General features: G+C 54.1%; 9 protein-coding genes. 8 read left to right on the forward strand and 1 reads right to left on the reverse strand.

Going from position 1 to position 13,282, the window contains the following annotated elements:
• Positions 1 to 47 precede the first annotated feature (47 nt).
• A complete protein-coding gene (locus NST04_RS18985; protein WP_341185616.1) occupies positions 48 to 1,370 on the reverse strand; it encodes a hemolysin family protein in 1,323 nt (440 codons plus the stop codon).
• Between the two features lie 115 nt (positions 1,371 to 1,485).
• On the opposite strand from NST04_RS18985, the gene NST04_RS18990 reads away from it, so the two are divergent.
• The 8 genes from NST04_RS18990 (at position 1,486) to NST04_RS19025 (ending at position 13,278) form a co-directional block, all read left to right on the forward strand.
• Positions 1,486 to 2,253, forward strand: coding sequence for a DUF1836 domain-containing protein (locus NST04_RS18990; RefSeq protein ID WP_341185617.1), 768 nt, complete (start codon positions 1,486 to 1,488; stop codon positions 2,251 to 2,253).
• Between the two features lie 82 nt (positions 2,254 to 2,335).
• Positions 2,336 to 3,553 (forward strand): MFS transporter, encoded by a 1,218-nt coding sequence (locus NST04_RS18995; RefSeq protein WP_341185618.1) that lies wholly within the window; start codon positions 2,336 to 2,338, stop codon positions 3,551 to 3,553.
• A 187-nt stretch (positions 3,554 to 3,740) separates the two neighbouring features.
• Positions 3,741 to 5,084: an ABC transporter substrate-binding protein gene (locus NST04_RS19000; RefSeq protein ID WP_341185619.1), complete on the forward strand. Its 1,344-nt coding sequence runs from the start codon at positions 3,741 to 3,743 to the stop codon at positions 5,082 to 5,084.
• Between the two features lie 61 nt (positions 5,085 to 5,145).
• Entirely contained in the window at positions 5,146 to 6,054 is a 909-nt protein-coding gene (locus NST04_RS19005; RefSeq protein ID WP_341186797.1) for a carbohydrate ABC transporter permease, read from the forward strand.
• 3 nt (positions 6,055 to 6,057) lie between these two features.
• Positions 6,058 to 6,906, forward strand: coding sequence for a carbohydrate ABC transporter permease (locus tag NST04_RS19010; RefSeq protein WP_341185620.1), 849 nt, complete (start codon positions 6,058 to 6,060; stop codon positions 6,904 to 6,906).
• A gap of 30 nt (positions 6,907 to 6,936) precedes the next feature.
• Entirely contained in the window at positions 6,937 to 8,751 is a 1,815-nt protein-coding gene (locus NST04_RS19015) for a sensor histidine kinase (protein WP_341185621.1), read from the forward strand.
• A complete protein-coding gene (locus tag NST04_RS19020) occupies positions 8,748 to 10,367 on the forward strand; it encodes a response regulator (RefSeq protein ID WP_341185622.1) in 1,620 nt (539 codons plus the stop codon). Before NST04_RS19015 ends, NST04_RS19020 begins: the two co-directional genes overlap by 4 nt.
• Before the next feature lie 1,024 nt (positions 10,368 to 11,391).
• Positions 11,392 to 13,278, forward strand: coding sequence for a TerB N-terminal domain-containing protein (locus tag NST04_RS19025; protein ID WP_341185623.1), 1,887 nt, complete (start codon positions 11,392 to 11,394; stop codon positions 13,276 to 13,278).
• Positions 13,279 to 13,282 lie beyond the last annotated feature (4 nt).

Consider the following 13,282-nt stretch of genomic DNA (forward strand, 5'->3'; position numbering starts at 1 on the left):
AGTAACTCAAGGGGAGCGCCTTATTTATTTCAGCTTATCTATACGATTTACTCGTTGTGAGCATCCGAATCTTCAGAGACCGGAAGATCGATCAGGATCTCCACCTTGCGGATACGGTGGCGGTTCATCTCACGGACGGTCAGGGTGACATGCTCGTATTGATGGCTTTTGCCGACCACAGGCTCTTCCAGGTGACTGTACAGCCATCCGCCGATTGTGGTGACTTCCTCATCATGGAAATCAAGTCCGGTAAGATCCTTGACCTCCAGCAGAGAGACATTGCCGTCGAACAGATAATGAGTGTCGCTCAGCTTCTCCACATTGCGGCGCTCATCCTCGTCGAACTCATCGCGGATCTCACCGACGATCTCCTCCAGAATGTCCTCAATCGTAATCAGGCCGGAGGTGCCGCCGTATTCATCCAGCAGCAGGGCGATATGGACGCGCTCCTTCTGCATACGGGTCAGCAGGGTCTTCACTGGCGTAACTTCCGATACAGTTACCAGCGGCAGGATCAGGCTTTTGAAATCGAAATCAGGATTGTTGTCGTATTGCAGGTAGAGCTGCTTGGTATTGATCATACCAATGATATTGTCTTTGCTGCCGTCAGCTACAGGGAAGCGGGTGTACTGCTCCTTGCGGATAATATCAATGTTCTCCTGCAGCGAATGATCGGTGAACAGGCATACCATATCTGTCCGGGGAACCATAATTTCCTTGGCGAGCATCTCATCAAAGGTGAAAATCCGGTTAACATAACCGTATTCCGCTTTGTTGATTTTGCCGCTCTCATAGCTCTCGGACAGGATCAGGCGGATCTCGTCTTCGCTGTGCGCGTCGCCGTGTTCACTGGCAGGCTTCATGCCGAACATACGGACGAGCAGGTTGGCGGAACCGTTCATAATCCAAATCAAAGGGTACAATATTCTGTAGAACCAAATAATCAGCGGTGCGGTAATCTGACCAATTTTCTCCGGAATATTAATAGCGGCGGTCTTCGGTGCAAGCTCTCCGACCACGACGTGGAGGAAGGTGGCGATAATGAAGGCCAAAGCAAAAGCAATGGGCTTACTAACGTTGTGGCTCACACCAGCCAGATCAAACAATGGAATGAGCAGCTGCTCAAAAGCAGGCTCTGCCAATGCCCCGATCCCGAGTGCAGTAATCGTGATACCGAGCTGGCAGGCGGACAAATATCCGTCCAGGTTAGCGGCTACCCGCTGTACTGCCAGTGCGTTCTTCTTGCCGTCCAGCACCATTTGGCTGACCTGGCTTCCCCGTAATCTCACTACTGCAAACTCCGTCGCTACAAAAAATGCGGTTAAAATAATCAAAATTGCCACGAGCGTCAAACTAAGTCCTATACCCATATAATCTTTACCATCCCTTTCGTCCCTAAAATAGGTTATACTCATATTATGAGTTCTTATGAACCTATTGTACGAACTTTTCAGTAGAATATCAAATGGTGGAGGGTTGCCAGCTATGGAAGCTTTTACACTTAGCCGGATAGAGATGTCCGGACTATTACTGTCTCTAGGGCCAAACTCGGAGCGGAAGCCGCTCCATATTCTGCAGGAAGCCTGGACGAAGTTCCACCGCGACGAGGTGCGGGAGGGGACAAGTCTGCCCGCTTTTCTGTCTACGGATATCCCCCCGATTCTGCAAAAACTGATTAAAGGTACCGGCGTCAAAGGGCTGTCCCTGGGTGAAATTGCTTCGCTTGGCGGTCTGATTGAGTATTCCACATTATCCGTCTCTGCTATGCAGAATTGGGTAAAGCGCGATTTCAAGGAATATCTCGGGTCCCCGCGTGAAGGGAAGAAGTACTCCATTAATCAGGCGGCCCTTCTATTTATAATAGATGATCTGAAGGCGGCGCTTGATTTCGAGAGCATAAGGCAGCTCTTCCGTATGCTGTTCCTGGCGCCTGAACGTGATGACGATGATCTGGTGGAACCGGCACAGCTGTATCACGGGTATGCGGAGCTGTTCGAGGAGATTAAGAGCCGTTCCCCGGTGCCGGCTGAGGGACAGGCTTTGACCGGGAATCCCAAGGAATATCAGTGGAAATCGGACAGCGGAATCAAATCGGCCATGGACAAAATGATGAAGCGGCTCAGCCACTTGAGCAGAGGGCAGCGGGATGCGGTGCAGAATATGCTGCTGATCGCTGCGATCTCGGTGCAAACCTGTTATTTTCAGGCGATGGCCCGGCAATATTTCAATGCGGTGTTATTCCTTGATTTTTGAACCATCCGCTTCTAGAATGTGTAAGTGATACTAGTCAGGAATGATTGGATTAGCGGGAATCAGGGGAGAGGGGCCTTAAGTCATGTGGAATCAAATGTCGCTGCTGCAGAATCCGAAGCAGCGGAAGCTGCTCTTCAGTGCAGGTCTAAGCTGGATGTTCGACGCGATGGATGTAGGGATGATCTCGTTCGTCGTGGCTGCACTTGCCAAGGAATGGTCGCTGGGACCGGAGAAAATCGGCTATTTAACCAGCATTAACTCAGTGGGAATGGCCGTCGGTGCAGCTGCAGCCGGGATTATGGCGGACCGCTTCGGCCGCAAATCGGTGCTGCTCTGGACGCTGCTGATCTTCTCAATTGCAAGCGGACTGTCGGCCTTCGCCGCAGGCTATGCAGTACTGTGCGTACTGCGCTTCATTGCCGGCTTCGGGCTGGGCGGAGAGCTGCCGGTGGCTTCTACACTGGTATCCGAGAGCATGCCGGTCAAGGAGAGAGGCCGGGCTGTGGTGCTGCTCGAGAGCTTCTGGGCGCTCGGCTGGATTCTGTCGGCGCTGATTGCGTACTTCGTCATTCCGGATTACGGCTGGCGGGTCGCCTTCGCCATTGGGGCGGTACCGGCGCTATATGCGCTCTATCTGCGCAGGGCAATCGATGACTCACCGAAGTTCGCGGAGATCAAGAAAGCTCCTCCAGTGCCCTTGAAGAAGCGTGTAGCGGCAGTCTGGTCGGCAGAGTACCGCCGCTCGACCATCATGCTGTGGATTCTGTGGTTCACCGTGGTCTTCTCTTATTATGGAATGTTCCTGTGGCTGCCGACGGTAATGGTGCTGAAGGGCTTCAGTCTGGTCAAAAGCTTCGAGTATGTGCTGATCATGACACTCGCCCAGTTGCCGGGGTACTTCACCGCCGCCTATTTCATCGAGAAATACGGCCGCAAATTCGTACTGGTCATCTATCTCTTGCTGACAGCCGTCAGCGCGGCCTGGTTCGGGAATTCAACAACCGAGGGTATGCTGATGGCTGCCGGGATCTGTCTGTCGTTCTTCAACCTGGGAGCCTGGGGCGGGATGTACGCGTACACGCCTGAGCTGTATCCGACTAAGATCCGTTCCACTGGTGCCGGACTCGCCACCTCCTTTGGGCGGATTGGCGGCATTATTGCCCCAACGCTGGTCGGGCTGATGGTCGGCAAGACGGTCGGGATCGGCTCCATCTTCATGATCTTCTTCGTTACGATTGTAATCGGAGCCCTGGCGGTGCTGTTCCTGGGGAAGGAAACGAAGGGACTGGAGCTTGAGTAAACTGCTTACGGAACAGATTCATACTTAACAGAACTAACCAGGACTAACAGGCCAGCCGGAAGATTCCGGCTGGCTTTTGTCTTACTTATTTGATATAACCCCTTACTTTTCTGGATTTACCCTATGCAGAGCGTTCCGTATAATCATTTATGTAACCGCTTACTTCACAAATTTGAGGAGGCAACAGATGACAATCAAGGGGACTAAAGGACTTGGACTGCTTCTAAGCTCTATATTGCTGATGACTACGGCTGCATGCTCATCCGGCGGTGCGAATGCACCGGACGGAGCCAAGGCTTCATCCAAGACAGAGGGTTCGGCACCTGCAATCGAGCTGCGTATGACCTGGTGGGGCTCACAGACACGCCACGATCTGACCACCAAGATGATCAAGCGCTTCGAGGAGAAGAATCCGGGCATCACGATTAAGCCGGAATATTCCGGCTGGGACGGCTATTTCGATAAGCTGTCTACTCAGGTGGCAGGCTCGAATGCTCCGGATATCATTCAGATGGACTATGCGTTCCTGTCCGATTACGCCAAGCGCGGCACCCTGCTGGATCTGACGCCCTATACCCAGGATGGAACGCTGCGGACGGAGGGGCATGACAGCAGTATGCTCTCGGCCGGAAGCATCGATAGCAAACTCTATGCCGTTACCCTTGGAGTGAACGCTCCCGGCGTGATCTATAATGCTTCTGTGCTTCAGGAGCTGGGAATTGCGGAGCCGCAGGAGTCATGGACGTGGAAGGATTTTGCGGAGATGGCGAATGCGATTGCTAAGAAGAAGGGCGACGGCTACTATGGGACGCCGGATATTTCGGGCACCACGAACATCTTCGAGGTATTCGTCCGCCAGAACGGGAGCGGTCTGTTCGCCGGGAACAAGCTCGGGTTCTCCAAGGAGGTCATCGATGAATGGTTCAATTACTGGCAGGGGCTGCGGGACAGCGGCGGTGCTACAACGGCAGAGGTGACTGCCGCGATGACGAATGCTCTGGAGACCCGGCCGTTGTCCGTTGGCCAGTCCGCCCTTGATTTCGCCTGGTCCAACCAGCTGATTACCTATCAGAATGTGCTGAAGGATCAGAGCCAGAAGCTGAAGATGCAGGTGATTCCGCATATGGAAGGGGAGCAGAAGATCGGCGAATATCTGAAGCCCGGCCAGTTCATCTCCGGGAATGCCAAGACCAAGTATCCCAAGGAGGTAGCGAAGCTCATCGACTTCATGGTCAATGACCCGGAAGGCACTGCTATTCTGGGGGCTGAACGGGGAGTACCGGTCAATTCGGCAGTCCGGGAGCAGTTGAAGCCGTCGCTTACCGCCGAGGAGCAGTTAATCTTTGATTTTATCGATGTGGTCTCCAAGCATTCCAGTGATATTGACCCGCCTTACCCGCAGGGCTTCTCGGAGATTGATAAGAACTTCAAGAGCGCCAGCGAGCAGATCTCCTTCGGTCAGGCCGGGATTCCGCAGGTAAGCGAGCAGTTCATCTCCGGTTCTAACGCCATACTGGACAAGGCCAAATAAATACAGAGGAGTGAGAGAGCCATTGAGTGCAGATCTGATGACAGTAGATAGACCAGCAGGCATGAAGCGGCGTAAAACAAAGCTGCGCTACAACCAGAACGGGATTGCCCTCCTGTTCCTGTCGCCCTGGCTGCTGGGGCTGGTGTGCCTGACCTTGGGGCCGATGGCGGCCTCACTCTATTTTTCTTTTACAGATTACAGTATTCTGGAGAGCTCCAGATGGATCGGATTGGATAATTTCAGGACTATGCTCACCGCAGATCCGCTCTTTATCCAGTCGCTTAAGGTGACGTTTATCTTCGTATTCGTGTCGGTGCCGCTGAAGCTGATGTTCGCCCTGGCGGTGGCTCTGCTCCTTAACAAAGGAATACGGGGCCTCGGCATCTACCGGACGGTCTATTACATCCCCACACTGCTCGGAGGAAGTGTTGCCATTGCCATGCTGTGGCGCAAGATGCTGGGCGGCGACGGGCTGCTGAATCAGCTATTGGCCATGGTGGGGATACAGGCGCCTGACTGGGTATCGAATCCCAAATACTCGCTGTATTCGCTGATCCTGCTGTCGGTATGGCAATTCGGCTCGTCGATGATCATCTTCCTGTCCGGCCTGAAGCAGGTGCCGCCGGAATATTATGACGCTTCTTCGGTGGACGGTGCAGGCAAGGTGGGGCAATTCCTGCATATTACGCTGCCGGTGCTGTCTCCGGTTATCTTTTTCAACGTCATTATGCAGACGATCACCGCCTTCCAGTCGTTCACCCAAGCCTTCATTATCAGTAACGGCAGCGGGGGACCGGTGAATTCTACCCTGATGTATTCCCTCTACCTGTACAAGAAGGGCTTCTCCTTCTTCCAGATGGGCTATGCCTCGGCGATGGCCTGGGTCCTTGTGCTGCTGATTGGGATATTCACACTCCTGCTATTCGGCAGCAGCAAGCTATGGGTGCATTATGAAGATGGGGGGAAATAAGCTATGGATACAGGCAGCGCATCGAAAAGTGCCATTTGGCTCAAGCACTTCATCATCTGTCTGATCGCCTTTGTTATGCTGTACCCGGTGCTGTGGCTGGTGGGCAGCTCATTCAAGCCGGCGAATATGATTTTCTCGGAAATCTGGTTCTGGCCCCGGCAGTGGAACTTCCATAATTATGTCAGCGGCTGGTTCGGATTCCAGGGCAGCTCCTTCGCCCGGTTCCTGCAGAACTCGGCGCTGGTCTCTCTGGGGGCAGTGCTCGGCAATGTGATCACCTGCTCCATGGCGGCTTATGCGTTCGCGCGGCTGAATTTCCGGTTCAAGGCACTGGGCTTCGCACTGATGCTGATGACGATTATGCTGCCGCTGCATGTGACTCTTATCCCGCGTTATATCCTCTTTAACAGCCTGGGATGGGTGAACACCTTCGCGCCGCTGGTTCTGCCCAAGTGGATGGCAACGGACGGCTTCTTCATCTTCCTGACGGTACAGTTCATCCGCGGCTTGCCGAAGGAGCTGGACGAAGCGGCAACGATTGACGGCTGCGGGCCGGTTCAAATCTTCAGCCGGATCATTATTCCGCTGGCGCTGCCTGCGCTGATCACGACGATGATTTTCACCTTTATGTGGACCTGGGATGATTTCTTCAGCCAGCTCATCTTCCTTAGTGATATCGGGAATTACACAGTGCCGCTCGGACTGCGCCTGTTCCTGGACTCCAGCTCACAGTCAGATTGGGGCCCGATGTTCGCCATGTCGGTATTGTCGCTGGTGCCGTGCTTCATTCTCTTCATTACGCTGCAAAAGTATTTCGTGGAAGGAATTGCGACATCCGGCCTGAAAGGATAGAATCGTGGGAAAAGCATAGGGATGGGGCAGATGCAAAAAAGAATGCTCGGCACCTGGCTGCTGCGGATCAGGCGGAGCAAGCTCTCCACGCTGATGGCAGCCAGTATTATTACGTTCAATCTGATTTTTCTCGGGTTCATTGTCCTGCTCGCGTACCGGACCTTCTCGGACGTAACCTTCAGGGAGATCAGCACGACCAGGCTTGCGCTGCTGAATGAGAGCACGAAGCGCGGCTTCGACTTCATGACCAATGTGTCGGGCACAGCCTACTCCATTGCAGCGAACAAGAGCGTGATTGAGGGGCTGGAGAACACGCCTGCCTCCAAGTATCAGATGATCTCCAGAAGGCGGGAGATTACGGAGATTCTCCAGCATTCGCTGGTGCTGAACGAAGGGGTAAGCTCGATTGAGATTTACAGTGATTTGTTCAGCGGGGTGCCGCAAAGCTCGACGGATCTTGTCTTTCCGGTCTCTTCGATAAGGAACGAGAGCTGGTATCCCCAGCTGAAGCAGGCGGATTCGCTCTGGGTTCCCCTGGAGGGCAGCGGCGGCGAAGACGAGCCTTATCTGATCGGCCATATTCAGCATCTGTTCGGTAATGAAGGCAAAACGATCGGCTACCTTTATATCCGGCTGTCCGCAGACGATATCCTGAAGCAGTTCAAGGATATTCCTGCTGTGCTGGACGGCCAGATCCATCTGGTGGATACGAGCGGCAATCTCCTGCTGCTGGTGAACAAGGAGAGCGGCTCTGCCGGTAAGGCTGTACTGGAGGCAGACTGGCTCTACCAGCATACGTATGAGGGCAATGAAGGCTATGAGCTGCTGAAAAAGGACGGGCAGTCCTATCTCGTCCTGTTCTCAAGGCCGAGCACGATCTCCTGGCGGCTGGTCCAGGTCATCCCGACGCGTGAGCTGCTGCAGGAGGTTCGTAAGGCGGACAGGCAGGTGATCGGGATCGGCCTGCTCTGTCTGCTCCTGTCGGCGCTGCTGGCGTATTTCTTCATCCGCAATATGATCCGTCCGGTGCGCAGGCTGATTCAGGAGATGCGGAAGCTGGAGCGCGGAGATTTCCGGGCCAGTATGAGTGAGTCGCTGACGGAGGAATATACGCAGATGTCTTATGGCTTCAACCACATGGTGAACCGGCTGCAGGAGCTGGTGCAGAGCGAGCGGGAAGCAAGCGCCGCGAAGCGGGAGGCTCAGGCCGGACTGCTGGAGGCCCAGATCAAGCCGCATTTCCTGTACAACACACTGGATATGATTCACTGGAAGGCGATGGATTACGACGCCCAGGATATCAGCTACATGATCACCCAGCTGGGCAAAATGCTGCGCATCGGCCTGAGCGGCGGCAAAATGCTCATTCGTCTGCGCGACGAGCTGGAGCATGCGCGGTGTTATGTGAGCATCCAGCAGGAACGGCTACCGATTGCCATCGAGTATACGGAGTCGATTGCGGACCCGGCGGTCCGGAGTTATTTCATTCCGAAGGTTATTCTCCAGCCGCTGATTGAGAATTCAATTATTCATGGCAGCCGGGAGCCTGGCTCCGGCCCTTTGCAGATTCACCTGGAGGTGCGGGAGATGAAGACACCGGGAAGCCAGCCTTACTTGCAAATCATGCTGCTGGATAACGGTCGGGGCTTGGCGGAAGGCTGGTCGATGGAGCAGGTGAGCGGCATCGGCACCCGCAATGTGATGAGCCGGATTCAGCTGTATTGCGGGGAACCGTATGGACTATACTTGGCCAACCGGCCGGAGAGAGGGGTTGCGGCTATGATTACGCTGCCAGTCATTGAGACGGAGGAGCAGCTGGAGCGGCTGCTGCGCGATCAGCTATGAGCCGCTCCATTCTGCTGGTGGATGACGACCCGCATATTCTGAAAGCCCTTACGAGACATGTGGGCTGGGAGAAGCTGGGCCTTACCCTGGCTGGAACAGCAGTCAACGGCCATGAAGCATTGGAGCTGTTCCGCAGGCTCTCCCCCGATCTGGTGATGACCGATGTCTATATGCCGGGCATGGGCGGGCTTGAGCTTACAGAGGCGCTAAGGGAGCTGGCACCGGAGCTGCCGGTTATTATACTGAGCGGCTACGAGGAATTCGAGAATGCCCGGCAGGCAATGCGCTGGGGCGTCAGTCATTTCCTGCTGAAGCCGGCCCGGGTAGACGAGATCGAGGCTGTGCTCCGCGCTGTGCTGCTGGATCTGGATGCCGGAGAGCAGAAGAAGCGGCTGGAGGAGCGTTATCAGCAGGAAATCGGCCGCACGCTTCCTTTTCTGCGGGAACGCCTGCTTATGGAGCTGCTAACCACCCGCTACAGTGCGGAGGAATGCTCTGAGGAACGGCTCGGATATCTGCAGATTACCCGTCCGCAGCGGCTGGCGGCGGCCAGCATCCAGCTTAACCGGCCTTCGCCGCTGCATAAGCTGAAGGAACGCGAATGGCAGCTGCTGCGCTTCGGAGCAGGTAATATCTGCCGGGAGACGCTGCAGCACAAGCTTGCCGCTCATCCCTCTGTGCAGGGGCATGTGCTGGACTACTCTGACGATCTGCTAGTGGTACTGCTGCTGGACTGTGAGGCGGGAGAACCGATCCCCGTCCTGAAGGAGGTGGTTCAGGAGACGATGGATAAGATCCGGAATTACATTCAGCTTCAGGCCTATGCCGGCATCGGTTCGGTCAAGCCTGCTATCCATGAACTGATCGATTCGTACTTGGAGAGCCGTGAGGCGCTTGCTTCTGCGGAGTTTCAGGAGACCAGTCCCATCTATGCCTATGAGCCGTGCGGAAGCACCAACCCGTGGACGCTGGAAGACTATTCGAGGCTGCTCCAAGAGTGGAATGAGGTGCTGCTGTGCAGGGATTCCTCAAAAGTATGGGAGACCTGGGAGATCATCTTCAGCAGGCTCCGGCAGGAGGGCCAGAATAACATTCAGGATATTCAGACGGTGTGTGTCGGGCTGTTCACTACGCTGATGTATTACTGGAATGCCTGCTGCCCGGGCCGCACTCCCCCTATGAGCATGTCCGAATTCCTGCAGGCGGTGACGGGCTACTATACCTGGAGAAGCCTGACGGAGTGGATGGGCCAGATGATCCCGGCCTTCCTGACCGCAGCTTTTACCGAGATGAACGTCAAGAAGAACCGGCTGGTGGAGAGCGTCAAAAGCTATGTGGAAGCCCACTATACCCAGGAGATCAGCTTCATGGGCCTTGCGCAGGAGCTGCATGTGCATCCGAAATATCTAAGCCAGCTGTTCAAACGGGTCAGCGGTGAGAATTTCGTCAGCTACCTGAACCAGTACCGGGTGGACCGGGCCATTGAATTCCTGCAATCCGGCCAGCATATGGTGTATGAGATCAGTGAGATGGTCGGCTTCAACAACCCCGCCTATTTCAGTCAGGTGTTCAAGATGATTACCGGGCGCAGCCCGAGTGATTATTTGAAGGGTTGAGGGTGCAAGGGCAGGTGCAAGTACTATATAAATTGAACTACTGGTTTTTATGTTTTGGGAATAGCCGTGACTCCAGAGAAGTTTTGGACTTCCGGCCGCTGCCCTTCTGCAGATTTCTTTATTTATCGCGTTGTTAACGGTTGAAATCCGCAGACAAAGGCGGTCGCTACCGCTCCTCCAGTTCCAAAATTCCCCTCCGCCACTTTTCCTTTAACTTGAAGTTTTTAGTTCAATCTATATAGTAAACCCCTGTAGCCATGCTCCGCTATTGCAGCCCGCAGGGTGAGTATAGTATATTCTTATAGAGACACAAACGAACGTTCTCATTGCCCGGCAGGTTACATCAAGTTGCGGTGTGGTGACAGGCGCTCTCATCCAAGATCTTGAGGAGTTAGTCTCTCAAGGTCTTTTTATTGATTTATGGCGGGAAACCTGAGGGCAGGCGGATTTTTGCTGTGCAACTGTGCGACTGTGCGACTACATAGATGCGGACGGGCACTTCGGATATTTTAGCGGTGATGCGGACTGAGAAGCCGTTATTTCTTCAAAAAGCTACTTTATGAGGCCCGAGCGGACTGGGAAGCGCTTATTTGGATTATTCGGCCCTGAAATGAGACGATAATGTTTAATTAAGGGATTCTGAGTCCGCTTGACCGTCATATTTGCCTGATCTGTTCAGAATAGCGGAATCTCAGTCCGGCAGAGAAGCCGTGGAGTAATAGTAGCAGGAAGTGGTAGGGAATAACAGTAAGTAGATGTGGGTTGCTGTAAAGTAGTAGGGAGAGGCTGTAAGTAAGAGTAAGTAAGAGTAAGTAAGAGTAAGTAAGAGTAAGTAGAAGTAAGTAGAAGTAAGTAGAAGTAAGTAGAAGTAAGTAGAAGTGAGTAGTATCGAGAAAGAAGCAGAGTTGCAGTAAGAGTAGCTTCATTAAGCGTACCTGCACATGACTGGAACGGCTGCATCTGCTGCATAGGGTATATGATATAATGTGGGAATTACGAAGACATACGGGTGGGGCGATGAAGCATGGCTAAAGACAGGCAGGGCCTGCATTTCTCGGAGCTGGTCTGGGAGAGTACGGAGCAGAATGTGGCGATTCCGCCGCGCGGTACTGTAGATGAAGGCAGCCGGAAGCCAAAGTCAGAGCCGGTTAAGAAGAAGACGTCCGGTTCCGGTTACGATACAGTCCAGCTCCAGCTCTGGGATATGGAAGAGAGTGTGGAGCCGGTAACCACTACTGAGAGTGAGTTCGTTCAGCGTGCACGTGAGCTTGTAGAGCATAAGGAGCCTGCGGCGCTGTTCGTCCCGTTCAAAAGCTATTGGCCCACCTACGGGCATATGACCGGCGCGCAGAGCAGATGGTATTTTTTCTGGCGGGATGAAGTCCGGCAAGGGAGATACCCGAAGACCGATCTCTCTTATATCTTCCTGCATATCTATGAGCTGATTAACGGCGTGGGCTGGGATGAGCCTCAGGAAGGCTACCGTCAGCTCAATCTGCTGTGGGAGGCTTACCGCGATAGTTACAAACGTCTGGATCAGTACCTTGGCGGGTGGATTGCGGATTTCTCTTTTGTCCATAAGCTGGATATCTCACTCTCGGATATCGTGGCCCGTTCGCGAGGGCTGGCCGGGGATCTGGCTGAGCTTGAGCTGGTCCGTTGCCTGTCTACTGCCCCGGAGCAGCTTAGCATCGAGGTGCTGAGTGTGATGTCGGACTATGATATCAGCAAGTCGAAATTCTACACCGGCGAGGGTAAAATCGCTGCGGATCGTTATATTCCCCAGGTTGTAGCTCTAATTGATGCTTATGTCGCGCGGAAGCACGGCTCTAATCTGATCACGATGTTCCCGCCCGCCCCGCCTGTTGTCCGTGAACGTTATTTGTTCCGCAGTGCGGTATACGATATCTCCCTGTATGGCTATTCTGTTCTTGTGCCTGTTATACGGGTCAGCAAGTCCCCACCGCTGCGCAGCCTGATTACCCGCCTGTTCCGGCTGACCGAGAACAAGCTGCGGGCGCTGATGGGCTACCGGGGAAGACTGAAGGATGTCCGGGTCGATGCCGATATGGATGATCTCGTCACCCGGTTTCTGGAGCGTGAATTCCGCAAGGCGGAGCAGGAAGAGAAGGGGCCGGCGGTGGTCATTGACCAGCGGAAGCTGGAGCAGCTGGCAAGCGACTCCGAGGTGGTGCGTTCCTTGCTTACGGTGGAAGACACCGGGGAACCGGGTCAGGAAGATGACGCAGAATGGATAATTGAGTCTGAAGGAGCACTTGGAGGAGCCGGATTGGCTGGTATCGGAAGTGATGCGGATGTGTCTGGAAGAGCCGGATCAGCAGATGTAAAGAGTGATGCAGGTGCATATGAAAGTACCGGATCAGCAGATGTGAAAAGTGATGCAGAAGTACATGGAAGAGCTGAATCAGCAGATGTGAAAAGTAATGCGGAAGCACATGCAAGAGTTGCAAATGCGGATGCAAGAGTTGCATCAACTGTATCAGCAAATGCGGAAAGTGTCTCCGATAGCTCTGCAAAAGCTGAAGAGCAGGCGGGCCGTATGACCAGGGGTGAGCAGTTAGGAGGCACGCGGGAAGAGCTTTCGGGTGATTCCCCGTCTGCCGTACAGAAGCTAACCGCTTCCCTGCCGCCAGCCTCTGAGAGCGAAGCGGACCGCTGGATATTGTTCGCTTCAGAGCTGACTCCGCTGCAACGGGAGGCCGTGCTGGCTCTGGCAGAGGAGGACGGTTCTGCGAAGGTGCAGCGGCTGGCTGCGGGAGCAGGAACGATGGCAGAGTTGCTCTACGATGAGATTAATGAGCTGGCCATGGACAGTCTGGGGGACCTCATCATTGACGGGGAAGAGCTGACCGAAGAATGTCTATCCATGCTGGACTATATAAAGAGGTGAACTT

The organism is Paenibacillus sp. FSL H7-0756, assembly GCF_038006765.1.
GTDB lineage: Bacteria > Bacillota > Bacilli > Paenibacillales > Paenibacillaceae > Paenibacillus_AQ.